The organism is Mannheimia cairinae (genome assembly GCF_028649535.1).
Classification (GTDB): domain Bacteria; phylum Pseudomonadota; class Gammaproteobacteria; order Enterobacterales; family Pasteurellaceae; genus Mannheimia; species Mannheimia cairinae.
On record NZ_JAQSJE010000005.1, the window covers coordinates 44,976 to 70,519 of the forward strand.

Below are 25,544 nucleotides of genomic sequence, written 5' to 3' on the forward strand. Positions count from 1 at the left end.
TCTAGCTGATAAAATTAAATTTTTAACCGCTTGAATTTGATTTCAAGCGGTTATTTTTTTGCTAAATTTTACTTACAGATTAGGATGTTTTTATACTACGATAAACAACTATTGCCAACACAGCACAAGCCGCCATTGCGAGTGACGTCGCAATGAAAATATTACCGATGCCAACCAGTGGTGAAATGACTCCGCCTAGTAAAAATGGTAAACAGCCAAGAATGGCGGAAGCTGCTCCAGAGTAACGACGCTCGCTGTCCATTGCCAGTGAGGAAAGAGCTGGTAGTGGAATACCAACCATTAGCAAGGTAGCAAAGAATCCAATTTCGACTAATAGCCAGTGAGCTTGTAATAACAATACCGCAACGGTATAAGCAACCATCACAACAAAGCCAATTACGCCGATACGTAAGGCAGTGTAGTCATCAAGGCGACTGCCTCTATTTGAGCCAATAACTAAGGCTGCACCGTTTGCCGCAAAGCATAAACTAAAGGCAAAGGCGGATAATCCGTAGAAGCTTTGTAAAATAAATGGCGAAGCGGCAATATAAGCAAACATCGCACCAAACAGGAAACTTTCAATCCAGACAAAGTTCATAAAGCGGCGATTTTTAAGAATACTACCGAAAGAACCAAAGCTAGCAAAGGTTGAACCTTGCAAACGTTTTTCTTCTACTAAGCTCTCTTTTAAGCGTAAGCTAAATGCAAAAACTGCCACACCAATTAACGCTAAAAAGATAAAAATTTCTTGCCAGCCCATATATTCTAATAACAGGCTTCCCAACACAGGCGAGAGAATTGGGGCTAAGCCGTTAATTGTCATCAATAGTCCAAAAAAGCGGGTCATTTCACGGCCTTGATAGAGATCTGCCGCCACTGCACGGGAAATCACCACGCTACCTGCTGAAGATAAACCTTGCACGATTCTTAAGGCAATCATCGTTTCAATATTTGGTGAAAATACGATAGCAATAGTGCTGGCAATATAGACCAACAAAGAAATCAACAAAGGTTTTTTGCGCCCGAATTTATCGCTAATCGGTCCTAACAATAGCTGCCCAGCCGCCAAGCCAAACATAGCGGTAGTTAGGGTAAGCTGAGTCATTGAGGCAGAAGTGTTAAAAAACTCGGCAAGTTGAGGAAGAGCCGGCAGATAAAGATCCACCACAAAAGGCCCGAATGCAGAAAGCACACCGAGCAGTAATACTAAGAAAAATTTAGAGTTTGCTTTGGTCATAATCGTCGTTCTTAAAAACTTAAAAATAAAAGGCAATAGTATAGCTGAAAAAACAAGCGGTCGGAAATTTGTAAAATATTACAAAATTCCAACCGCTTGTAAGCTGTGTGATAGATTATTTTGCCGCAACTGTAAAACGTTGGAACAAGTGAGCTTTTTGCTCAACATCATCAGCAATAGCGATTGCTAAATCTGCCACAGAAATTCCCGCAGGCTCATCGCCGTTCATTAATAATTCTTCGCCACCTAAGCGGTAAGCACCTAAACGTTCTTCGCTAAAACCACTATCTTCTCCTAAATTAGCTGGAGGAGAAATAAACGCCCAGTTTACATCACGGCGATCACGTAAGTCGTTTAATAAATGGCGAGCGGCATTAGCTCCATCATAGATTTCTTTTGGAAAATCAGGGGTATCTATAACTTGTAAATCAGGCGCTACATATAAGCTACCTGCACCGCCAACCACTAATAAATAAGGTACTGACGCTGATTTTGCTGCTTCTAAAATAGCATTTGCACCACGTGTAAAATCTGCTCCGATATTTGGATTTGTCCACCCTGGATTGAAGGCACTGATTACCGCATCAAACCCAACTAATTGCTCGGCAAATTTTGCATTTTCCACATCAAAAGCGACCGCTTGCACATTATCTGCTTTTAGTACTTTATCTACATTACGTGCAAAACCGACTACTTGATGGCCACGCTCAGCAAGTTCTTTCACTACTGCTGAACCAACATAACCTGTTGCACCTATTACTGCGATTTTTTTCATTTTTAATTCCTCTTAATCAATCACTGATTATTAAAACATTGAACGACCACTTTCTGTTTTTTCCGGCACAGCTTGGATAACATCCCAATGCTCAACGATTTTTCCGTTTTCATCAAAGCGGAAAATATCAACAACGGCTTCACCACGATCGTTTTCATCCATTGTGCTATGAACGTGTAACATTACTAAATCACCATCTGCCATTACACGTTTGATTTCTGCTTTAGATTTTGGATGCTCTTTTAAAAATGGCTCAAATGCATCAATAAAAGCTTGCCCACCATCGGCAACACTTGGGTTGTGCTGTAAATATTCTTTGCCAACATATTTTTCAGTAGCTTCTTTTACTTTATGCTGGTTGAATGCCATTTCATAAAATTCTAATGCCAGTTTTTTATTTTGCTCTGGCGTTGTACCTGCGATTGCAGAGAATGATGTTAAAAGTGCAGTTGCAGTTAAAAGTAATTTTTTCATTTTTGCTTTCCTTGTTTGTTTTGTTAATCACGTTTTATGCAGTGCATTATAGTGAAATAAAAAATAGGAAAAATAGCGATTATTGAATATAATTATTTCAATTATTGAAACAATCTGGGTGAGAAATGGATAGAATTTTAGCGATTAAAGTCTTTCTTGCGGTGTCTGAAACAGGCTCTTTTACCGCAACAGCAGATAAGTTAGATCTTTCAAAGCCAATGGTTAGCCGTGCCATTGCATTACTAGAAGAGTGGTTTAATGCTCGTTTATTGCAACGCACTACAAGAAAAGTTTCGCTTACCGAAGCAGGCGAACAAGCGGTTGAATATTGCAGAAAAATAACAGAATTAACCGAGAATATTGAGCAAGATTTTCTAGCTCGTTCGGGAGAATTAAGTGGTACATTGCGTATTTCGGGGTCTATTTCATTTGGCGGTTTACATCTGATTAAGGCATTGCAAGAATTTATGGCATTGCACCCAAAAGTAGTGGTGCAATTACAACTTTCTGACCAAAGGGTTGATCTTTTTGATGAGCGAATTGATTTGGCGTTGCGTTTTACCGATAACCCCGATCAGGGCTTGGTCGCTCGCCGTTTAACTACAGTGCATTCCTTATTGGTGGCAACCCCAAATTATTTAGAGAAATACGGCACACCAGAAACACCACAAGATTTGGCTCAGCACCGCTATTTAGCACACGCAAATGTTAATCGAAAAGTATGGAAGTTTTACCAAAACGGGCAGGAAACCGCATTGGAATTGGTTAGCCCCTTGTGCGTAAATGATACCAACGCTTTACTCAATGCGGTGCTGGCAGATGGCGGTATTGCGATGTTGCCAAAATATATGTTGAACGAACACTTACAACAAGGTAGCGTGCAACCATTGCTGACCGATTGGGAGCTACCGCTTTATCCGCTCTATGCATTGTATCCAACTCGCCACCGCTTGCCTTTAACGGTACGAGCATTAGTGGATTTTTTAGCCGAGCGTTTTGCTACTCAGCCTTGGTAAAAGTGAGAACAAGCGGTTATTTTTCTATGCTTTTTTGTATTTCACACGCAGAACGACTAACTATTAAAAATAAGGCTTAGCCATTACATTAATTATAAGAAGTTAGGCCTATTTTATGGTACACTCTTACAACGTTTAAATAAGCCGAGTTTTAATATGAACGATAGTTTAACCCCTTTTCACACCTTTCATTTACCTGCAAAAGCCTCTCAAATTATTGAATTTACAACAGTGGAACAGCTACTTTGCGAATGGCAAAAAGCAGTATCTTCACAGCAACCTGTTTTGATCCTTGGGCAAGGTTCAAACGTGTTGTTTTTAGAGGATTTTGACGGTGTAGTGTTAGTCAATAAGCTTAAGGGCATTGCTCATCGAGAAGATGAACAGTTCCATTATTTGCACGTGCAAGGTGGCGAAAATTGGCACGAGTTAGTGAAATGGACGCTTGAGCATAATATGGCAGGCTTAGAAAACTTAGCCTTAATTCCGGGTGTGGCAGGCTCTGCTCCAATTCAAAATATCGGGGCTTACGGTGTGGAATTTGAACGTGTCTGCGATTTTGTAGACGTGCTCAATTTACGTACCGGAGAACGTTTTAAATTAAGCAAAGCAGAGTGTGGCTTTGGCTATCGGGAAAGTGTATTTAAACATCAATATCGTGATGAATTTGCGATTATTTCTGTTGGTATTAAGTTGCCAAAAGCGTGGCAACCGGTGCTAAGTTATGGTTCTTTAACTCAATTCGACCCACAAACTGTTACCCCAAAACAAGTTTTTGATGAAGTCTGTGCAGTGCGTTCCTCTAAGTTACCGAATCCGGATGAATTTGGGAATGCGGGTAGTTTCTTTAAAAACCCGGTGATTTCTGCTGAATTATTTGCCCAAGTACAGGCAAAATTCCCGACAATTCCAAATTATCCACAGCCTGATGGTTCTGTGAAATTGGCTGCTGGTTGGTTAATCGATCAAACTGGCTTGAAAGGTTTCCAAATTGGTGGGGCTGCGGTGCATACTCAACAAGCTTTAGTGTTAATCAATAAAGAGAATGCCACAGGAGCTGATGTTGCCCAACTGGCAAAAGAAGTCCGTCGCCGAGTGCGAGAAAAATTTGGGGTTGAAATTCAGCCTGAAGTTCGCTTTATGGGAAGAACAGGCGAAGTCAATAGTGATGAAATTACTCGTTAAATGCGGAGACTCACGTGAAACTTAACCAAGCCCAAATTCAATCCGCCTTAATTTGCGGGCAAGCGTTGGTGTTTGATGAAATTGATTCGACTAACGAATATTTACTCAAACATCATCAAGAGTTAGAAAACGGCAGTGTTTGCTTAGCTGAAATGCAGACTGCCGGCAGAGGACGACGTGGCCGAACTTGGTATTCGCCTGAAAGTAAAAATCTCTATTTTTCTATTTTATGGCATTACCCTACAAGCGATGCTGCCAATCTGCCACCTTTAAGTTTGGTTATTTCACTTATAATTGCTGAAAGTTTAACCGCTGAAAAAGTGGAAGATATTCAAATTAAATGGCCGAACGATATTTACTATCACGGTAAAAAAATGGGCGGTATTTTAATTGAAACACAAGCAACACGTTCAGGCTTAGACTTAGTCATTGGTATCGGCTTAAATTTAGGTATGGCAAAAGTGGACGAAACTGTCGTTACGCAAGCGTGGTCAGATTTATCCCAATATCAGTTTGATCGTAATAAATTGGTTTGCCGTTTAGCTTTTGAGTTGCAAAAAAATCTAAAAATTTACCCGCTTGTTGGTTTTTCTCATTATGCGGAACGCTGGCAAGCCTTTGATATTTTCCGCAATAAACCGGTTAAATTAATTACTGAAGCAAATGAAATTCACGGTATTTCCCAAGGAATTAACGAGAAAGGCGAATTGATATTAAAGAAAGGGGAAAATATTCAGTATTTCGGCATAGGGGAAATTTCCTTAAGAGCTGACTAAGCTTTGTTCAATCAGTTATATATTTCAAGATTTTTTATATCTTTTAGTTATAACAAAACGCTTTTTGTTCTTTACTCCAATCACTAGAAACGTTAATCTTTATCGAATTGCCTCTATATCAATCGGAGAAGATATGAAACGTTCAACTTTAACTAAAGTAAGTGCAAGTGTTTTAGCTGTTTTAGCATTAGCTGCTTGCGATGATAAAAATACCGAAAATAAAGCGACAGCTGCGGCAAAACCACAGGCTGAAAAAACTTTCGTAAACTGCGTAAGCCGTTCACCAACAGGCTTTAGCCCTATTTTAATGATGGACGGGCTTTCTTATAACGCAAGCTCACAACAAATTTATAACCGCTTAGTTGAATTTATTCCTGGTACAACAGAGATCGAGCCTGCACTAGCAGAAAGCTGGGAAATCAGTGAAGATGGCTTAACTTACACCTTTAAATTACGTCAAGGGGTAAAATTCCATTCAAATAAAGATTTCACTCCAACCCGTGAATTCAACGCAGATGATGTGGTATTCTCATTTAACCGCCAATTAGATAAAAACCACCCATACCACACGGTTTCAAAAGGAACTTATCCATATTTTAATGCGATGAAATTCCCAACTTTATTAAAATCAGTTGAGAAAGTGGGCGATAACACCGTTCGCATTACTTTAACAAAGCGTGATGCGTCATTCTTATCAAGTTTAGGTATGGATTTCACGTCTATTTATTCTGCGGAATATGCTGACAAAATGATGGCAGCAGGCACACCGGAAGTGATTGATACAACACCAATCGGCACAGGCCCATTTGTGTTTAATGGCTATGTGTTAGATCAAGCTAGTCGTTATGTTGCGAATAAAGACTACTGGAAAGGTAAGTCGGATATCGATCGTTTAATTTTTGAAATTGTGCCAGATGCAACGACTCGTTATGCAAAATTACAAGCTGGTCAGTGTGATTTAATGGATTTCCCAAATGCGACTGATATTGAGAAAATGAAAAATGATCCGAAAATCAATTTATTATCTCAACCAGGCTTAAACATTGCTTATGTGGCATTTAATACGGAAAAAGCACCATTTGATAACGTGAAAGTGCGTCAAGCGTTAAACTTAGCTGTTGATAAAAAAGCAATCATTGATGTTGTTTACCAAGGCAATGGTTTTGCAGCGAAAAACCCACTTCCACCAACAATTTGGGGCTATAATGATAGCTTAGCTGATTCAGAATTTAACATTGAAAAAGCAAAACAATTATTAGCTGAAGCAGGCTATCCAGATGGTTTTGAAACGGAATTATGGGTGCAACCTGTAGTGCGTGCTTCTAACCCGAACCCACGTCGTATGTCTGAAATTATTCAAGCAGACTGGGAAAAAATCGGCGTAAAAGCAAAATTAGTGACCTATGAATGGGGCGATTACATTAAGCGTACTAAAGCGGGTGAATTAACGGCTGGAACTTACGGCTGGTCTGGTGATAACGGTGACCCAGATAACTTCTTATCACCATTATTCGGCACAGCAAACGTTGGTAACAGTAACTATGCACGTTTTAGCAACCCGGAATTAGATGCGTTATTAGAAAAAGCGTTATCTTCTTCAGATAAAGCAGAACGTACGAAATTATATGAGCAAGCACAAGTTATTTTAAGAGAACAAGCTCCGTGGATTAATGTTGCTCACTCAATTAACTTTGCACCAACAAGCAAACGTGTTCAAGGCTACAAACAAAGCCCGTTTGGTTACACTTACCTTTATGGTACAAAATTAGTTGATTAATCCCTTCAACATTAAAAAAGCCACCTTTACGGTGGCTTTTTGATACTTAGTAATCTTTAATTTCAAACTCTCGTTGTAGTTTTTCGATACTTTCAATCTGTTCAAAACCATCAAATTTTGCAACATCTTCTGCTTTTGTTTTCGTACCAACTGCTTGGCTGACAAAAACAAAGCCACTTTGCTCAATCACGGCTTTTCGGTAAAACTCAACAATATCTGCTTTCGTTAAACCTTTGGTTAAATCAATCACTTGTTGCAAGCGGTCAAATTTTGCATTATTTCTACTAAAGTCTGATCCAAATTCAGCAAACTCTTCTGATAACGACTCTGGCTTATATTGCAATCTTTCCACTAGGCTAGCACGATATTTAGCAAATTCGTCTTCCGATAAATTTTGCAAACGCTCCATACTTTCACTAAAGAAACGTTTATTATGTTCCAAAATGCCCGCAGGTGTTGTATTCGGGCTTTGTACCATAAATTGAATACCGGAAGTTTTACCAATCAAGTTATTGGTTGCATAAACTACATAACCAAGCTGTTTATCTGTTCGTAAATCATTGAAATACCAACGAGAAATAATATCTCTCAGTAATCTCGCTCTCACAACACCTTCTAACTCTGCATAACCATTTGGCATAAATGCCATAATAAGGGCATTATCTTCATTAGGAACATTTTTAATGAAATTGAGTTTACGCTGGCTTTCATTTACATCTACATATTGCCCTGTTGAATTTGCAGATTTTTGATTTTTTATGACCGCTTGTGCCTGTTCTGCCAGGGAAGAAACCTGCTCATTCGATAAATTACCAACAGATAATAATTTAAACCCTGTTGCTTGGGAGAGAAGACGTTCTCGTAACTGTTGAATATCTTCAAGAGTAATTTGATCAATCACTTCACGCTGTTTATCCAATTCAAAATAAGGGTAGTTTGAGAAACGGCTTAACGCAGTGTTGGCTTGGGTTAAACTATTTTCTTTTTCGCTACGGTCAAGGGCTTGATGCAAACGTTGTTTTGCTTGAGCCAACATATTTTCAGTTAATTCAAATTGAGTGAATTGAGTTAAACTGTCTATCATCAATTTACCCAAGTTTTGCGTATAGCCATCTGCTCCAATCGCTAACCCATTGGCACTTGGTGCAATATCTAAATTCATTCCTGCCACGGAAGATTGAAAATTTAACTTAGTCTGAGCCAAATTATTCATATAGCCCAATACAGAAGCTGACATTAATGATTTTAAATCATCAGCACGAGGCTGAATATTAAATGCCATACTAATTTGTGCTTTAGGATCATTGCCAAAATGTACGCTTGGCATTGTATAGATTAAGTTACCTTGTTGTTCTGTAATCAACTTAGGTTTAGAAATACCTTTATCAGTCTGATTTAACGAAAAATCCGTTGTAAAATAAGGGTTTAACTCAGGCAAGTTCAGCGTTGGATTTTTGCTAAAATCTAACCACTTCTGTTTTTGTGCCTCGCTAATTTTTGCTATTGAGTATCCAGCCTCAAAATGAGGGCTTTTTTTGTCCGTTTTGGCATTATCGCTAATCAATAAAATACGGGCATTTTCAATATTCATTCCTGCCAGTTTTTCATTGATAGCATTCGCATCCATTGTCTCTGCAAGGTAGCCTTCATCAATTACATTCTCTAATGGGAAATAGAGCATCTGATCGGAAATAAACTCAACAAAATTCATATTTTTTTCAACTTGTAAGTGTTGGAAATCTTGCTTTAAGCTCTCTCTTACTTCATTGAAATAATTTTCTTGAATGCCTTTTTGTTTAATTTGCTCAATTTGTTGGAATACCAAAGAGATCACTTTATCTTGTTCTTCCAATCCTTTATCAGTCAATAAAATATAGATTTGGAATGAGCCACGATCTCGCCCGATATTTGGTGTATTTACCGCTTCAATACCGCTATCAGATAAGCCTTGTTTGATTAAATAATCCGATAATGTACCGTCCGTATTATTATTTAGCACATAGGCAATATATTCGCCGGTTTTATGCTTAAATTGCAATTCATCGTTTGGGAAATCAAAATCAATAATTAGCATTTTAGTTGATTTAACTGGCTTGTACTGAATAAAGACCGATTTATCTTCCGCACGATAAAGTGGCTCGCTGGTTTGTGGCACAGTGAGGTTTTTATTTTCCATTTTGCCTAACGTATTTGCCGCTAATTTCGCAAGCTGTTCAATAGATTGATTGGAATAAAGCACCACTTTAAACAAATTGGCTGAATAACGCTCTTGATAGAACTTTTCTAATTCGTCTTGTAGCTTACTATCTGCTTTATCTGAAAGGGTCTCATTATTCCCTACTGCAAATTTAGTTGAAGGGTGAGCAGGGTTAGAAGTGGCTAAATTAACGCTACGTAATAAATGCCCGTCGCTTGATTTTGCTCGCACCATTTCGGCATTAACGGCATTTACTTCTTTTTTCGCATTGCTTTCGAGTAATAAAGGGAAAGCAAGCGTATCTGCCAAACGAGTTACTGCTTCGCTAAAGGCTTCGTTATTCACTTGCAAATAATAAGCTGTTCTATGCGGTGCGGTTGAAGCATTATTCATTCCGCCATTTTTATTTAAGAACGCATCTAAGCTATTGGTTTCTGGGTAGTTTTTCGACCCCATTAAAATCATATGCTCTAGATAATGAGCCAAACCTTGCTGTGAAACAGGGTCGTCCATTGAGCCAATCGGGATAATGGCAGACATCAGCGATTTATTCGCATTTTCATCTGAAATCAAGAGAACTGTCATACCATTATCAAGCTTAATACCTTGATAAATTGCCTTGTCATTCGGGCTTTTATTAATGCTTTCTTTAATTAACTCAAAGCCAAGATTATTCTCTGTTTGTATTTGGGAAGCGGTTGTTTTTTCACTCTTTTTTGCAACTTCGGCAAATACAGGATGAATCATCATATTTATTGCAAATGTAGCCGCAATAAATTTAGTTAAAATGGATAACTTCATACATCTCCTTTTAATTCATTAATTAAAAACAATAGTAGGAATATGACAGCTAAGTGTAAAGAAAATTCGGTAAGAAAAGGGAGAGAACTTTTGTTTTAACTTATAAATGGATAAACAAATGGGGGATAAAAAACTCTCTCCCATAATGGGAGAGAGCAAAAATGATTTAATGTTCTCTTGTTTGGAAGAATTGAACATCAGGATAACGTTCTTGTGCAAGATTAAGGTTTACCATTGTTGGGGCAATATAGGTTAAGTTATCGCCACCGTCTAAGGCTAAATTGGTTTCATTTTTGCGTTTAAATTCTTCGAATTTTTTCACATCCGAACATTCAACCCAGCGAGCAGTAGCAACGTTTACCGATTCATAAATCGCTTCAACGTTGTATTCGGTTTTTAAACGAGAAACGACCACGTCAAACTGAAGTACACCCACCGCACCTACGATTAGATCATTGTTGATAAGCGGGCGGAAAACTTGCACTGCACCTTCTTCGGAAAGTTGCACCAAGCCTTTTAACAGCTGTTTCTGTTTAAGCGGATCTTTTAAACGAATACGGCGGAAAAGCTCTGGTGCGAAATTCGGAATACCGGTAAATTTCAGCGTTTCGCCTTGGGTAAAGGTATCGCCGATTTGAATAGTACCGTGATTGTGCAAACCGATAATATCGCCTGCGTACGCTTCTTCAGCGTGAGAACGGTCGCCAGCCATAAAGGTTAGAGCGTCAGAAATCACGACATCTTTGCCGATACGCACGTGTTTGAGCTTCATTCCTTTTTCATATTTCCCTGAAACCACACGCATAAAGGCAACACGATCTCGGTGTTTTGGATCCATATTCGCTTGGATTTTAAATACGAATCCGCTGAATTTCTCTTCACTTGCTTCAACGGTACGGCTGTCTGACTCACGAGGTTGCGGAGCAGGAGCCCATTCGGTTAAGCCATCTAAGAAATGATTTACCCCAAAGTTACCAAGTGCAGTACCGAAGAATACCGGTGTTAATTCGCCTTTGATGAAAGCATTATGTTCAAATTCGTTAGACGCCCCTTGCACTAATTCCAATTCATCACGTAATTGCTGGGCTAAATCATCGCCAACTTCTTGATCTAATTCAGGATTGTTTAACCCTTTGATTACACGCAATTCTTGAATAGTATGTCCTTGCCCTGTTTGGTAAAGATAAGTTTCATCTTTAGCAATATGGTAAACCCCTTTGAATAATTTACCGCAGCCAATCGGCCAAGTGATTGGAGCACAACGGATTTTTAGTACGCTTTCCACTTCGTCTAATAATTCCATTGGGTCACGAATATCACGGTCAAGCTTATTCATAAAGGTAAGAATTGGTGTATCACGCAGGCGAGTAACTTCCATCAATTTGATTGTACGTTCCTCAACCCCTTTGGCGGAATCAATTACCATTAAGCAACTATCGACAGCGGTTAAGGTTCGATAAGTATCTTCCGAGAAGTCTTCATGCCCCGGGGTATCGAGTAGATTTACCAAACAATCGTTGTAAGGAAATTGCATAACGGAGGTAGTAATAGAGATCCCACGTTGCTTTTCCATTTCCATCCAGTCGGATTTTGCGTGGGCAGCGGAGCCTTTACCTTTTACCGAACCAGCTGTTTGGATGGCATTTCCGTATAAAAGGACTTTTTCAGTAATGGTGGTTTTACCCGCATCGGGGTGAGAAATAATCGCAAAGGTGCGACGTTTATTAACTTCTTGTGGATATGACATTCTTTTCTCGACAAATTTAAATAAAAAAGGGCGGAAAGCCGCCAAAAAATTGCCGTTATTTTCGCTGATTTAAGCTCATAGGGCAAGCGGTTAAATTTTTCAAAAAATTTACAAAAATATAGAAAAATTTAGCCGCTTGCACTTTGGCACAAGGTTAGAAAAAAGGTAGAATAGCCTACTTTAACTCTTAAATTGAAAACATAAATGAAAAAACTACTTCCTTTAATAGTTGCTGCAATGGTGCTAAGTGCTTGTTCTTCAAAGCCTGCGACTAACGTAAAAGCCCCTCCTCGCATTAAAGCGACGGCCGCTTATATTCCAACTGAAAATTCAGCTTATGTTGTATTTGATTTAAACCAGAAAAAGTTTTTAGAAGGTAAAAATTTTAATTTGGTTCGCCCGATTGCTTCGGTAACTAAATTAATGACAGCGATTGTTTTTTTAGAAGAAAACAGATATGGCAATGCCTGTCAAACGGCTATTTTGCCTTCAGACGCAGATTTTATTAAAGGCACAACCAGCCCACTGCCGAAAAATGTGAATATTCCTTGTAATGAATTATTAAAAGCGATGCTAGTTCGTTCAGATAACTACGCTGCCCACGCACTAGCTCACGCTACTCATTTAAATAAAGCACAGTTTATGGCTCGTATGAATAGCAAAGCTCGTGAAATTGGCATGACACAAACCTATTTTGCCGATAGCTCTGGTTTATCGCCAAATAATGTTTCAACCGTGGTTGATTTAGCCAAATTGGCAGGCTATGCAGCAGGCAAAGCAGAAATCCAACAGCTTTCTAATGCTCCATTAATAGGGGTGAATGCAGGCGGTAAACATTTTTCAATGCGTAACACCAATAGCATTGTACGTTCACAAAGTTATCCTGCAATGGTAAGTAAAACAGGCTACACCCGTGAAGCTGGGTATAATTTAGCCTTTATTGCTCAGCAAAATTGTAATGGTAAACGCATTGGTGTGGTCAGCTTAAATAATGAAAGTGCAGCTTCCCGAGTTGATTTTACCGAAGCGATGCTGGCGAAATATCAATGTAGAAGACAATATAATTCTTAATCAGTGATTTCTAAAAACGCAATTTTCTTTTAACCTTGAGGAAATTGCGTTTTTTCTCTACAATATCGCCCTTTAATTAGCGTAAATTGAGACAATATCGTGTCAGACATTAAATTAATCGTTGGGCTTGCCAACCCTGGGGCAAAATATGAAGATACTCGCCATAATGCAGGGGAGTGGCTTATTAATGAACTTGCTCGTATGTATAATGTTAGCCTAAAAGAAGAGGCTAAATATTTCGGTAAAGTGGCAAAAATCAATACGGCTCGAGGCGAAGTTCGTTTGTTAGTGCCAACTACATTTATGAATTTAAGCGGTAAGGCAGTTGGAGCATTAGCGAATTTTTACCGAATTAAGCCAGAAGAAATTTTAGTCGCCCACGATGAGTTAGATTTACCCCCAGGTTCTGCCAAAATTAAAAAAGGTGGCGGACACGGTGGGCATAACGGCTTAAAAGATATTATTGCAGCTTTAGGGAATAATAAAGAATTCTACCGTGTGCGAATTGGCATTGGACACCCGGGGCATAAAGATATGGTTGCCGCTTATGTCTTAGGCAAACCGGCTCCACAAGAAAAAGAGTTAATCAATGCAACGGTAGATGAAGCCAGCCGTTGTGTTGAAATTTGGCTTAAAGATGATGTAACCAAAGCAATGAACCGCTTAAATGGGTTTAAGGCATAAAGAATTATTTAAAATAGGAAACAAAAAATGGGATTTAAATGTGGTATCGTCGGTTTACCAAACGTGGGTAAATCAACACTTTTCAACGCACTTACAAAAGCAGGTATTGAGGCGGCAAACTATCCGTTTTGTACTATTGAACCAAACACTGGTGTAGTACCAATGCCAGATCCTCGCTTAGATGCATTAGCGGAAATCGTAAAACCTGAACGTGTACTACCAACCACAATGGAATTTGTGGATATTGCAGGTTTAGTGGCAGGTGCAAGTAAGGGCGAAGGTTTAGGCAATAAATTCTTAGCTAATATCCGTGAAACTGATGCAATCGGGCACGTTGTGCGTTGTTTTGAAAACGATGATATTGTACACGTGGCTGGAAAAATTGACCCTGCGGATGATATCGAAATCATTAACACCGAATTAGCATTAGCTGATTTAGACAGTTGCGAGCGTGCTATTCAGCGTTTACAAAAACGTGCAAAAGGCGGTGATAAAGACGCAAAATTCGAACTTTCGATTATGGAAAAAATCCTGCCTGTACTTGAAAATGCAGGAATGATTCGCTCAATCGATTTAGATAAAGACGAATTGCACGCAATCAAAGGTTATAACTTCTTAACCCTAAAACCGACAATGTATATTGCTAATGTGAACGAAGACGGTTTTGAAAACAATCCGTATCTTGACCGTGTGCGTGAAATTGCCGAAAAAGAAGGTGCGGTGGTTGTGCCGGTATGTGCAGCGATTGAATCGGAAATTGCCGAGTTAGAAGATGAAGAAAAAGTCGAATTCTTGCAAGATTTAGGTATTGAAGAGCCGGGCTTAAACCGTGTAATTCGTGCGGGCTACCGCTTGTTAAACTTACAAACTTACTTTACTGCTGGGGTAAAAGAAGTACGTGCTTGGACTGTTGCTATTGGAGCAACAGCACCAAAAGCAGCAGCGGTTATCCACACCGATTTTGAAAAAGGCTTTATCCGTGCCGAAGTTATTTCTTATCAAGATTTTATCGATAATAAAGGCGAAGCAGGAGCAAAAGAAGCAGGTAAATGGCGATTAGAAGGAAAAGAATATATCGTTCAAGACGGCGATGTAATGCATTTCCGTTTTAATGTGTAATTTGCAAAATTCATGAGAAAAAAGACCGCTTGTATTAAATACTTAGCGCTTTTTTTATATCAAAAAATATTCCATAAGTTAGAAAATAGAGTATTATTTTTAAACATTTATTTATTTTTAAGGAATCAATATGTCTTCAGTAACCAAGTATCGTTATTTAGCAGTCTTAGGTGGTATTTTAGCTGTGGGCTTAATGGCGGCAGCTTTTATTCTAGGGAATCAATTTAAAAATTTGCAACAAACTGGTGTTATTACCGTTAAAGGACTTGCTGAGGCAGAGCACAAAGCAACATTAGGAGCATGGAGAGTATCGGTGTTTGGTTGGGGACCAACCTATAACGAGGCAATGAAAGCTAATCAATTGAACTTAAATCAAGCAGTAAAATTCTTAAAAGAACAAGGTTTTACTGATACAGATAGAGAAATTACTGATATTTCTGTTAATGAGCGTACAGAATATTATGTCGATGAGTTTGGTAAAGATCGTTCTCGTAAAAATGGTTATAATGCAACTCGTTCGATTGTGCTTTCAACCAAAGATTTACCTAAGTTGCAAAAGGCTCTTGCACAAATTCAGTTTTTACGAGCTGAAAATGAAGCAATTGATTTTAGCAACCCAGATTATTATTTAGAAAATCTAGAAGAAATTAAACGTGATCTTATTGCCAAGGCAACGCAAGATGCTTATGTAAGAGCAGAAGAATTTGCCAAAACCAGTAATGTAAAAGTTGGCTTACTTCGCTCAGCTTCGCAAGGATCATTTGATATTAAATCGACCCGCCCAAATACAGAAGATAGCGATGACAGCTATGGCGGTAGTTACGACACTTCTACCATTGACAAAAAAGTGCGTTTAGTTGTAACTATTCAATATGCGATTAATTAATACTAATTTGCAAAATTTCTAACAAAAAAGACCGCTTGTGTTACATTAACAAGCGGTCTTTTTTTATCAAAAATTTACAAACTATTCACTTAATGCTTTACGTTGTGCATCTACAAGTTGAGCAATGCCTTGTTTTGCTAAATCTAATAAGGTAAGTAATTCCTCGTGTGAGAATGGTTCGCCTTCAGCGGTGCCTTGTACTTCGACTAAACGTCCGTCTTCCACCATTACCACGTTCATATCGGTTTCTGCGTTAGAATCTTCAATATATTCCAAATCACAAACGGCTTGCCCTTCTACAATGCCCACCGAAATTGCTGCCACTAAGCCTTTCATCGGGTTGGTTTTTAAAACGCCGTCTTTTACTAATTTATTCATCGCATCGTGTAGTGCGACACAAGCCCCTGTGATAGAGGCAGTACGAGTACCACCGTCTGCTTGAATAACATCGCAATCTACGGTAATAGTGCGTTCGCCTAGGGCTTTTAAATCAACTACTGCACGTAATGAGCGGGCAATTAAGCGTTGAATTTCCATTGTGCGACCGCCTTGTTTGCCTTTTGCTGCTTCACGCTGGGTGCGAGAGTGTGTGGCACGTGGCAACATTCCGTATTCTGCTGTTACCCAACCTTGTTGCTGACCTTTTAAAAAGCGTGGAACGGTTTCTTCAACGGTAGCGTTACATAACACTTTAGTATTGCCAAACTCAATCAGCACAGAACCTTCGGCATAAAGGGTGTAATTACGGGTGATTTTGATGTCTCTAACTTGATTAACTTCACGATTATTTGGACGCATTTTCTTTTCCTTTTTTCTAAAATTTTTACCATTTTAACAAAGAAAACAGTAGAATGTGATGTTTATTCATAAAAGAATATTTCTACCATTTCCCCTTGAGAGAGAAGGGAACAATATAAAACAAGGAATAACAATGATTTATAGTATGACCGCCTTCGCCCATTTAGAATTAAAAAAAGAGTGGGGTAATGCCGTGTGGGAAATCCGCTCGGTCAATCAACGTTTTTTAGAAACCTATTTCCGCTTGCCTGAACAATTCCGTAACCTTGAAATGACCTTGCGTGAACGTCTAAGAGCCTCTTTAACCCGTGGTAAAGTGGAATGTAGCTTGCGGATTGATTTAAGCAAAACGCAAAATAGCGAAATCGCCTTAAACCAAGAGTATGCGACACAGGTTATCCACTCATTAAAATGGCTGAAAGAAATTGCAAATGAAGGGGAAATCAATTTGGTTGATGTATTACGTTTCCCGGGGGTTGTGGATAACGAAAGCCAAGACTTAGACCAAATCGCCCAAGATTTATTGGCAGGCTTTGAGCAAATTCTGGCAGACTTTATCGCAATGCGTGCCAGAGAAGGGGAAAACGTACAGAACTTGATTCAACAACGTTTAGATGCGATTTCTGTCGAAGCAAGCAAGGTTCAAGCCTTAATGCCTGAAATTCTGCAATGGCAGAAAGATCGCTTACAACAACGTTTTGATGAGCTCAATTTACAGCTCGATCCGCAACGCTTAGAACAAGAAATGGTGCTATTAGCACAACGTGTGGACGTGGCGGAGGAGTTAGATCGTTTACAACTTCACGTGAAAGAAACCAGCAATATTTTGAAAAAAGGCGGAGCCGTTGGGCGTAAGTTGGATTTTATGATGCAAGAGCTTAACCGTGAATCTAACACACTTGCTTCAAAATCGATCAATGCCGAAGTAACTAATTCTGCGGTTGAGCTTAAAGTGCTTATCGAGCAAATGCGTGAACAAATTCAGAATTTAGAATAGGAGCAGAATATGAAATATGAGAACCAATATCCATCAAATCTCTGCGTGCAACTTGCTCAGTATCGTTTAATTGAAGTAGCAGGTGCAGATGCTGAGAAATACCTACAAGGGCAATTAACCTGCGATGTGGTAAAACTGGCGGTTGGCGAGCATACTTTAACCTCTCATTGTGATCCGAAAGGCAAAATGAGTGCCTTATTCCGCCTATTCCGTGCAGAAACTGAAAAATTCATTGTGGTTATTCACACAAGCTTACTGCCAGAGGCCTTAACCCAATTAAAAAAATATGCGGTCTTTTCAAAAGTAACTTTCACGGAATTAGACACGCTAATTTACGGCATTATGGGCGATGAGGTTTTTGCAAAATTAACCGAAAATTCGACTGCTTTAACTTTAACTCAAGGGCAAAAACGAGCTTTTGTGTGGGGCGAAACCTTAACACCTAATGCAGATGAAAGCCTATGGACACTGCTTGATATCCAACACGGCATTCCTGTGCTACTTAAAGAAAATCAATTTGAGCTGATTCCGCAAGCGACAAACCTACAAGCGGTCGAAAATGCGATTTCTTTTACCAAAGGTTGCTATATCGGACAAGAAACCGTAGCTCGTGCCAAATACCGTGGGGCAAATAAACGAGCGTTATTTACCCTAGTTGGCGAATTTGAAGGTGAAATAACCCTGCCAGAACCCGCCTCAGCGGTTGAAATGCAACTGGGCGAAAACTGGCGAGCAACAGGCACAGTTCTTACCAGCGTTGCTCACAACCAAACACTTTGGGTGCAAGTAGTGTTAAATAAAGAAGTGGAAACCGAAACTCCGTTCCGAGTGAATGGGGTAAATTTGAAAATGGTCGATTTGCCTTATAGTTTGGAAGAAGGATAAGAAAATAAACGGTCATATTTTTTATATGACCGTTTTACTTTATCTGTCCGTAAAATTATCTTAACTAAAACTTATAACTGAATGTTCCTACAATATTTCGTGGAGTGCCGTAAGAGTGCGAATTTGGGCTCGTGCGGTAAGTTTTATCAAATAGATTATCGACATTCAACCCCAGTTCAGTGTGTTTGCTGAAACGGTAACGTGCCATTAAATCGACGACCGCATAAGATTTTTGTGTGGAGACGGCACGGGCTTTAGCAGCTAGCTCTTCACTTGCACCATAATTTAAGCCCCAAGGCGTGCCTTCGTAGATTTTGCTTTGCCAACGAACACCACCACCGACCGTCAGATCACCTGCGGTATAACTGCTGAACAGTTTAAATTGGCGACGCGGCACTTCCGGTTTAAATGGACTGCCGTTACTGTTTTTGCCGATAGCTTGGCTGAAACCGGCAGAAATGAGCCAATTCTCTGTTACTAAGCCGTTGATTTCTACCTCAAAACCGCGGGTTTTAGTGCTTGGGTCAAAGTCATAGTAGTCGCATGTCAAACCACCTGCGGTATAAGCTGCACAAAAGCCGACGTTCTGTTTACGGGTTTCAAACAGTGCAACTGCACCGTTCAGTTTGCCTTCAAAAAATTCCCCTTTTAAACCAGCTTCTAAATTACTGCCTTTTTCTGCATTAAGATAGCGATTGGCTTGATCACGTTTGGTCTGTGGTTTAAAAATCTGCGCATAGCTGGTATAGACTGAGAGATTATTGCTCACATCATAAACAATGCCGGTGTAAGGCGTAAAACTGCCTTGGCTGTTCTGCCCGTTGGTGATGTACTGTGTGTCTTCGGTCACGTTAAAGCGTGTATAACGTCCACCTAAAATCACGGCGAGTTTATCCGTTGGACGTAAACGGGTGGCAGCATACGCACCGATTTGGCGAATTCTGTTGTAATCTTGACCGCTTGCTATCCAATCAGGCAAAGTATAGTTGCCGTCAAATCCGCCCATTACCGCAGGATCGCGGAAAATTCGGGCAATTTGGCGTGCGTAGCGTGGTTGGTCACTTTTCAGATGATAGCCACTGATACCAAACATAGCATCGTGTTCACGTCCCCATAGACCGTACTGCCCGTTCAATGCCAAAGTAAAATTGTGTTGGCTTGGGCGTTCATCACTTTTCACAATCGCACCAGCAACCATTGGCACATTCGGAATTGCAAACGCTGAGCCGGCAATACCAGCAACTTGATCACGGTGTCCTTTGGTGTAGCCGTATTCTGTTTTCAGTTCCCAGTTATTCGCAAAGCGGTGTTTCAATTCGGTAAACAGGTTTAAATTGCTAAAACGGGTATAAGAGCCGTTGATTGTCGCATTGCTTTTGCGTGTAGCAGGGATTGCATTACCATCGGTATCGTACAGCACCAAGCCAAACATAGAGCTGTTTAAATCGCGCATATATTGGTGCGTACCGCCTAAGGTCAGTGTGGTATTTGGCGTAATATCCCATTCGGTAACAGCATAAACCATACCATTGCGGTTATCGGCACGATCACGGAAGGTATCTGTGCCGCTGTAACTGGCGACAATCCGCCCGCGTACGGAATTATCACTATTTAAACCACTGGAAAGATCAAGCTCCGTGCTATGCAGATTAAAGCTACCAACTTTGGCACCAATTGAACCTTGAAATTCTTTTGTCGGGCGTTTACGGTGTAGACTGACCGTTGCACTCGGCTCGCCTGAACCATCCATTAACGCGGTTGCACCGCGCAACACTTCAATACGATCATATTGCGCAGTATTCAGCACACTCCACGCATTCGGCTCATCACCTGGCCCTTTTCCACCCAAGCCCACATTACTGGTCGGCATCCCATCCAACTGGAAATTCTCCACACGATTACCACGGGCATAAAGCACGGAATAGCCTGATGTCGTCGAGCCTTTCACATCCGTATAAAGCCCAACCGCTTGATTTAAAGCTTTGCCTAGACTATCCAAATTCTGATCTTTAATTTGCTGTTCGGAAATAATACTCACATTTTGAGGAGTATCTCTTAATGTTAATGGTAAGCCGGTTGCGGTACTCGTTCCATAAGCTCCATACCCTTGGTTATAGCTGTTTGTGGGGGAAGAGCTAATTACCTCTATGGTTGAAAGAGTCGTATTTTCTGCAGAGGAATAAGCAGAAAGTAGTGCAATATTTAGTGTGGTTAATAGAAATTTGCTACGTTTCATTGTTTTTCCTATGATATTATGTAAATAAGAATAATTTTCATATCATTTTATGCGAAGATTTTTTTATAAAACACACTAAATAAACAATTTTAACCCCCTAAGGACACAATACTTCAATGCTCACTTCGAAAAACTACCGCCAAATCGATCCAACCCCGGAATTATTGGGTATAATGAATTATCGTGAATTTAACAACGGTTTTGCTTGGAAAATTGCTCAGTTGCACTGTCAGCAAAAGGAATTTCACACGCCTACCTATTTCCATCCGAGTTTACGACTGGTGTTTACGCTTAAAGGGACAACCCATTTAACCTTTGGCAAGAAAAGTATTTTGTTGAATGCGGGCGAAGGGGCAGTACTACCGAATTTAGGTATGGAGCAACAAGGTCAAAAAAGGTTTTATGCCGGCAAAATGCAAAAAGAACTGGTTCTATTTTTCGAGCCTCAGTGGGTGGCAATGAGTGGCATTGATCTCCGCTTGCTCCAACAGTTGGAAGACGGTTTACAGCCACGTCAGTTTCAGATTAACAGCTCAATGCAGCTACTGCTGGCTCAACTGCTACACAGCGAGCAAAACCCGACCCAATGGCAATTACCGATACAGTGCAATTTATCGTTCAGCCTGCTGCTGGAAGTGATGCAAAGCCTGTTCCCGGCAAAACCGTTGGATAATGAAAAAAGCCCGAGCCACAAGCGGTTAGACAAACTGTTTGACCTGCTCCACAGCGGTGAAGCAGATAACTGGACACTTGCCAAAATTGCCAAAGCCTGTTGCAGCAACCCAACCACGTTACAGCGGGAATTTCAGCAGCAGTACGATTTCACGATTATCCACTACCTGCGAAAACTCAAAATGCAACGGGCAAAACAAGCCTTGCAGGGCGGAATGAGTTCAGCGAAGCGGCACAGCTCGCAGGTTATCGCAAGGTGGAATGTTTTAGCTGCCAGTTTCAGTCCGAATTTGGGATCAAACCGAGCAGCGTGAAGTAACAAGCGGTCGAATTTCGCCGATTTTTTGCAAAATCATACAAAATGAACAGAGCCTTTACTTACTTCCTTTTCATCTTTGCCTATATGAGCCAACATATCGGCTCAGGCTTTATTGCGATTACGCTGGTGGTCTTATTGCGTGAGCAAGGAGCAAGCCTGGCGGAACTTGGCTGGCTACAACTGATTATCCTGCCATACTCTCTGCGTTTTCTTTGGTCGCCACTGGTTGATCGGTTTGGCTTTACGCATAAAGGACATTTTCGCAACTGGCTGCTACCGGTGCAGTACGGCATTATGCTCTGCTGGTTGGCATTAAGCCAAATTCAGCCGCTTTCTCACTTTCCGTTTCTGTTTGCCGTGTTGCTGCTGTTTGCCTTGATGATTGGCACGCAAGATCTCGCCTTAGACGGCTTGGCGTGCACCGCCTTTTCCAGCCAAGAACGGCTCACAATCAACACCATTCAGATCGCCAGAGGAATGATCGGCAACTTAATTGGTGGTGGTTTAGTGATTCTTTATCCCCACTTGGGTTGGCAGAATTCGCTGCTGATTTTAGCCGCATTGTCTGCCCTGCCGATTTTCTGGATTCTCCGCTATCAAGAACCGACGCCACGCACAACACAACCTGCCACCCTCGCCCAAAGCTGGCAATCGCTCTTTCTGTTTTGGAAAGGCAAAGCGGCGTGGCTGGCAATGCTCGCCCTGTATGCTATCAGTTTTTCCGGCGGCTTTGCGATACTTTATCCGGCACTCGTGGATGGTGGCTGGACAATGGCGGAGATCGGCGTATTGATGAATTACGGCGTGATTATCGGGCTGGTCGCCGTCATTGTAATTATGCCGATCAACCGCAAACTGCCAAGAGCCACCGGCAGCCGCCTATTTACCCTGATACAAATGTTCAGCCTACTGGCACTGCTCCCGCTCGCCTTGGGTCACCACAGCCCAATCTGGGTGTATATGGCGGTTACGGCTTGCTATCTGAGCTTCGCCCCAATGTTTGCCACCAACAGTGCCACGATGATGGACATTGCTTCCCGAGAAGCAACGCCTACCACCGCCTACACCGTACAAATTGCCGTGGCAATGCTGTTTTCCATTCTTGCCAATATGCTCTGTTTACAGTTGGCAAATGCGTTTGGCTATGCCTCCGTCATCTTTTTATCCCTTGCTGCGGCAACGGTGGCGAGCCTGTTTATACCGAAAATCATAGAGAGAATGTTGAATGACCCGCACTGAAATCGCTAATCAAGCCTACAAAATTGATATTTTAGAACACCTAAACGAAGATCACGCCGCTGAGTTGTTGGAAATAGCCCAAGCCTTCTGCCACTCAACAGTACAAGTGGTCACTTTGCGTGATCTTTTTGCAGAAGGGGCGTTGGTGGAAGCTGACGGCACAGAATACTTCGTCCCATTCAATTTAGGCGGCGACGATCTGCACGAAAAAGTGGAATATCTCGCTTACTCCGCCAAAGTCAAACTCGGCAAACCGTTACACGCCAAAGCCAACCACTATTTTGAAGTGCTGGAAAATGAGCGAATTACACCGAATATGTGCCGTTTAACGCTAAAAAGCGAAGTAGCACTACCAGAAAATGAGCCGGGATTTGCGTGGGATTTTGCCCTCAAAACCCTCGCCCAAGCCCCGAATAATGTTGCAAAAAATGCCACAAAACTGACCGCTTGCGGACAGCTCTGGCAACGCCTGTACTGGTGGGGATTGAAATTTCTGCCAAGTGAAAAGCGTGAGCGAATTTTGCACTCCTTCCATAAAGATCGCCGCTACTACACCTTACGCAAAGCCTTCAAAAGCGGCGACAAACCGTTCTCAGATTTGGCTTGGGTCGATATTTTCCTACACGGCGAAACCCACGGTGGCACGTGGGCGAAAAATCTACAAAAAGGCGATTTAATCTACGCCTGTGCCGAATACCACGAAAATACCGACCACCTACACAGTGGGCAAGCCGTACTGATTGCCGATGAAATCAGCCTACCCACCGTGGCTGATTTACTGGAACAGTGGAAAAATTCCGTACCACCGGTAGTCATTTGCTTAACGGCTGATCAGCATGAACAAGCTTATTTGCTTGATGAAATGTTACCGCAAAGTAGCCAAATTCATCGCTTGGTAGGTCAGCAAAGTGCTGAGAAAATCATCAATATTTTGAAAAGTCTGCCACACATCGACAACGTTTGGGGTGCATTCGAACACCATACAGCCAAAGCAGTAAGACTCTATCTACGCAACGAGCGTGGGCTGAGCGCGAAACAAAATCGCGTGAAAGGGTATTGGATTGACTCTATATAACGGATGAAGAGCAAGAAAAAGCCTTGAACTATTGAATTTCAAGGTTTCCAGTGATTTGTAGGTAGGAAATATTTCAGTTTGATATAATTGATTTTTATATTTTATCCGGGTGATGAATCATCACAAACCTTTCCCAAAGCTGTTCTTCGGTTTCCTCATTATCAGGGTCTTTCACAATGCAGTTTGTGATTGGGCAAACTTTCTGACAAGTCGGTTTTTCATAATGCCCAACACATTCTGTGCAAAGGATAGGATCTATCACATAGATATCATCCCCCACCGAAATCGCCTCATTTGGGCATTCAGGCAAGCACATATCGCAGTTGGTACATTTGTGAGTAATCAATAAAGCCATAACGTTATTATCTGAAAATATAAATTAAACAAGCGGTAGATTTTGCAAAAAAGTTTACAAATCTGACCGCTTGTAAGCAACATTACCTATTATAAAACAAAATAGTGTGAACTACTTCACATTTTTGCAATTTGAAGATTTATTGTTTTGTGGGAATTATTTATTATTTCATCGAAACGTTTCGATATCTTTTGTCGAATTCTTCTCTCTCAAACCATACTCAGTGAGGAACATTATGAAAATGACATTTGTTAAAACATTGCTTGCAAGTTCAGTCTTTATTGCATCAACAGCTTTAGCTGCTTATCCAGAAAAACCTATTACAATTATTGTTCCTTGGGGAGCTGGTGGAAATACGGATACTATTGCTCGTCTTGTTGCTAAAGGTTTACAAGAAGAGTTAAAAGTTAATGTAAATGTCGTCAATAGAACAGGTGGAAGTGGCGTTGTTGGGCATACTGCAATAAAAACAGCTAAACCAGATGGCTATACATTAGGTGTGGCTACTGCTGAAATTGCAATTATGCGTCACCAAAAAATGACAGATTTAAGTTATAAAGACTATACCCCGATTGTTCGTCTAGCCGTAGTTCCTGGTGGTGTACAAGTGGGTAAAGATTCACCTTATAAAGATATCAATGAATTATTGGCTGATGCTAAAGCAAATCCAGGTAAATTAAAAGCATCTGGTAGTGGCTTAAACTCTATTTGGCATTTAAATTTATTAGGTATGTTAAAAGCTTCAGGCTTATCTGAAGATACAATTAAATTTGTACCATCACAAGGAGCAAGTGCGGCATTACAAGAGCTTGTTTCTGGCGGAGTAGATTTGGTAACTTCATCACCAGGTGAAGCTAAAAGTATGACAGATGCTGGGATGGTAAAACATCTTGCAATTACCTCAGAACAGAAAGATTCTTTATATCCAGATATTCCAGTTTATAAAGAGGCAACAAAAACAGATTGGGTTGTAGGTGGTTGGAATGTGTTGTCAGCGCCAAAAGATTTACCAAATGATGTAAAAGAGACATTAGAAAAAGCTATGAAGAAAGTTTATGCTAGTGGTGAATTACAGCAATTCTCTCATAAACAAGGGTTTGACGTTGGCGAGTTATATGGAACTGAGCTAGAACAATTTATGCTAGGTGAAGATCAAAAATTTGAAAAACTATTAACTAAATAAAATAAGTATCGGAGTTATAGCCTCTAGGGGAACTAGAGGC

The 25,544-nt window shown here is 40.6% G+C and carries 22 protein-coding genes; 14 read left to right on the forward strand and 8 right to left on the reverse strand.

What is annotated here, in order from left to right:
• Positions 1–79: 79 nt before the first annotated feature.
• The 3 genes from PTQ27_RS06140 to PTQ27_RS06150 form a co-directional block, all read right to left on the reverse strand.
• Positions 80–1,237 (reverse strand): multidrug effflux MFS transporter, encoded by a 1,158-nt coding sequence (locus tag PTQ27_RS06140; protein ID WP_273749736.1) that lies wholly within the window; start codon positions 1,235–1,237, stop codon positions 80–82.
• Between the two features lie 115 nt (positions 1,238–1,352).
• Complete coding sequence (locus tag PTQ27_RS06145) at positions 1,353–2,012, reverse strand: NAD(P)-dependent oxidoreductase (RefSeq protein ID WP_273749737.1); 660 nt, start codon at positions 2,010–2,012, stop codon at positions 1,353–1,355.
• Between the two features lie 30 nt (positions 2,013–2,042).
• Positions 2,043–2,486, reverse strand: a complete 444-nt coding sequence (locus PTQ27_RS06150) for a nuclear transport factor 2 family protein (RefSeq protein WP_273749738.1) — start codon at positions 2,484–2,486, stop codon at positions 2,043–2,045.
• Positions 2,487–2,611: 125 nt separating this feature from the next.
• On the opposite strand from PTQ27_RS06150, the gene PTQ27_RS06155 reads away from it, so the two are divergent.
• The 4 genes from PTQ27_RS06155 to PTQ27_RS06170 all read left to right on the forward strand — a co-directional run bounded on the left by PTQ27_RS06155 (position 2,612) and on the right by PTQ27_RS06170 (position 7,240).
• Positions 2,612–3,502: a LysR family transcriptional regulator gene (locus PTQ27_RS06155; RefSeq protein WP_273749739.1), complete on the forward strand. Its 891-nt coding sequence runs from the start codon at positions 2,612–2,614 to the stop codon at positions 3,500–3,502.
• Between the two features lie 156 nt (positions 3,503–3,658).
• A complete protein-coding gene (gene murB / locus PTQ27_RS06160) occupies positions 3,659–4,687 on the forward strand; it encodes a UDP-N-acetylmuramate dehydrogenase (RefSeq protein ID WP_273749740.1) in 1,029 nt (342 codons plus the stop codon).
• 14 nt (positions 4,688–4,701) lie between these two features.
• Positions 4,702–5,463, forward strand: coding sequence for a biotin--[acetyl-CoA-carboxylase] ligase (locus tag PTQ27_RS06165; RefSeq protein ID WP_273749741.1), 762 nt, complete (start codon positions 4,702–4,704; stop codon positions 5,461–5,463).
• Positions 5,464–5,596: 133 nt separating this feature from the next.
• Positions 5,597–7,240: an ABC transporter substrate-binding protein gene (locus PTQ27_RS06170; protein WP_273749742.1), complete on the forward strand. Its 1,644-nt coding sequence runs from the start codon at positions 5,597–5,599 to the stop codon at positions 7,238–7,240.
• Positions 7,241–7,286: 46 nt separating this feature from the next.
• Here the strand turns inward: PTQ27_RS06170 and ptrA are convergent, their stop codons facing one another.
• Both ptrA and prfC read right to left on the reverse strand, forming a co-directional pair.
• The gene (gene ptrA, locus PTQ27_RS06175) at positions 7,287–10,238 is read right to left on the reverse strand and encodes a pitrilysin (protein ID WP_273749743.1); all 2,952 of its coding nucleotides are present in this window, start codon (positions 10,236–10,238) and stop codon (positions 7,287–7,289) included.
• Positions 10,239–10,404: 166 nt separating this feature from the next.
• Positions 10,405–11,985 carry a peptide chain release factor 3 gene (gene prfC / locus PTQ27_RS06180; protein WP_273749744.1) on the reverse strand — a complete coding sequence of 527 codons (1,581 nt, stop codon included), beginning with the start codon at positions 11,983–11,985 and terminating at the stop codon, positions 10,405–10,407.
• Between the two features lie 204 nt (positions 11,986–12,189).
• On the opposite strand from prfC, the gene PTQ27_RS06185 reads away from it, so the two are divergent.
• From PTQ27_RS06185 to PTQ27_RS06200, 4 genes are all read left to right on the forward strand, one after another.
• Positions 12,190–13,056, forward strand: coding sequence for a D-alanyl-D-alanine carboxypeptidase family protein (locus PTQ27_RS06185; protein ID WP_273749745.1), 867 nt, complete (start codon positions 12,190–12,192; stop codon positions 13,054–13,056).
• A 99-nt stretch (positions 13,057–13,155) separates the two neighbouring features.
• Positions 13,156–13,740, forward strand: a complete 585-nt coding sequence (pth, locus tag PTQ27_RS06190; protein WP_273749746.1) for an aminoacyl-tRNA hydrolase — start codon at positions 13,156–13,158, stop codon at positions 13,738–13,740.
• Positions 13,741–13,767: 27 nt separating this feature from the next.
• Entirely contained in the window at positions 13,768–14,859 is a 1,092-nt protein-coding gene (gene ychF, locus PTQ27_RS06195) for a redox-regulated ATPase YchF (protein WP_273749747.1), read from the forward strand.
• Positions 14,860–14,989: 130 nt separating this feature from the next.
• Positions 14,990–15,745, forward strand: coding sequence for an SIMPL domain-containing protein (locus PTQ27_RS06200; RefSeq protein WP_273749748.1), 756 nt, complete (start codon positions 14,990–14,992; stop codon positions 15,743–15,745).
• A gap of 81 nt (positions 15,746–15,826) precedes the next feature.
• On the opposite strand, the gene rph is transcribed toward PTQ27_RS06200, so the two are convergent.
• A complete protein-coding gene (rph, locus tag PTQ27_RS06205; protein WP_273749749.1) occupies positions 15,827–16,543 on the reverse strand; it encodes a ribonuclease PH in 717 nt (238 codons plus the stop codon).
• A gap of 133 nt (positions 16,544–16,676) precedes the next feature.
• On the opposite strand from rph, the gene PTQ27_RS06210 reads away from it, so the two are divergent.
• The gene (locus tag PTQ27_RS06210) at positions 16,677–17,540 is read left to right on the forward strand and encodes a YicC/YloC family endoribonuclease (protein WP_273749750.1); all 864 of its coding nucleotides are present in this window, start codon (positions 16,677–16,679) and stop codon (positions 17,538–17,540) included.
• Between the two features lie 9 nt (positions 17,541–17,549).
• Positions 17,550–18,425, forward strand: coding sequence for a CAF17-like 4Fe-4S cluster assembly/insertion protein YgfZ (ygfZ, locus tag PTQ27_RS06215; RefSeq protein ID WP_273749751.1), 876 nt, complete (start codon positions 17,550–17,552; stop codon positions 18,423–18,425).
• 64 nt (positions 18,426–18,489) lie between these two features.
• Here the strand turns inward: ygfZ and PTQ27_RS06220 are convergent, their stop codons facing one another.
• The gene (locus PTQ27_RS06220; RefSeq protein WP_273749752.1) at positions 18,490–20,661 is read right to left on the reverse strand and encodes a TonB-dependent siderophore receptor; all 2,172 of its coding nucleotides are present in this window, start codon (positions 20,659–20,661) and stop codon (positions 18,490–18,492) included.
• Between the two features lie 173 nt (positions 20,662–20,834).
• Between PTQ27_RS06220 and PTQ27_RS06225 the strand changes: the two genes are divergently transcribed.
• The 3 genes from PTQ27_RS06225 to PTQ27_RS06235 are packed head-to-tail and all read left to right on the forward strand — an operon-like array spanning position 20,835 to position 23,966.
• The gene (locus PTQ27_RS06225) at positions 20,835–21,647 is read left to right on the forward strand and encodes a helix-turn-helix transcriptional regulator (RefSeq protein WP_273771120.1); all 813 of its coding nucleotides are present in this window, start codon (positions 20,835–20,837) and stop codon (positions 21,645–21,647) included.
• A gap of 47 nt (positions 21,648–21,694) precedes the next feature.
• Positions 21,695–22,891, forward strand: coding sequence for an MFS transporter (locus PTQ27_RS06230; protein WP_273749754.1), 1,197 nt, complete (start codon positions 21,695–21,697; stop codon positions 22,889–22,891).
• On the forward strand, positions 22,878–23,966 hold the full coding sequence (locus PTQ27_RS06235) for a siderophore-interacting protein (protein WP_273749755.1): 1,089 nt from the start codon (positions 22,878–22,880) through the stop codon (positions 23,964–23,966). Before PTQ27_RS06230 ends, PTQ27_RS06235 begins: the two co-directional genes overlap by 14 nt.
• A gap of 94 nt (positions 23,967–24,060) precedes the next feature.
• On the opposite strand, the gene PTQ27_RS06240 is transcribed toward PTQ27_RS06235, so the two are convergent.
• Complete coding sequence (locus PTQ27_RS06240; RefSeq protein ID WP_273749756.1) at positions 24,061–24,321, reverse strand: YfhL family 4Fe-4S dicluster ferredoxin; 261 nt, start codon at positions 24,319–24,321, stop codon at positions 24,061–24,063.
• A gap of 235 nt (positions 24,322–24,556) precedes the next feature.
• Between PTQ27_RS06240 and PTQ27_RS06245 the strand changes: the two genes are divergently transcribed.
• The gene (locus PTQ27_RS06245; protein ID WP_273749757.1) at positions 24,557–25,504 is read left to right on the forward strand and encodes a Bug family tripartite tricarboxylate transporter substrate binding protein; all 948 of its coding nucleotides are present in this window, start codon (positions 24,557–24,559) and stop codon (positions 25,502–25,504) included.
• The last annotated feature ends 40 nt before the right edge of the window (positions 25,505–25,544 follow it).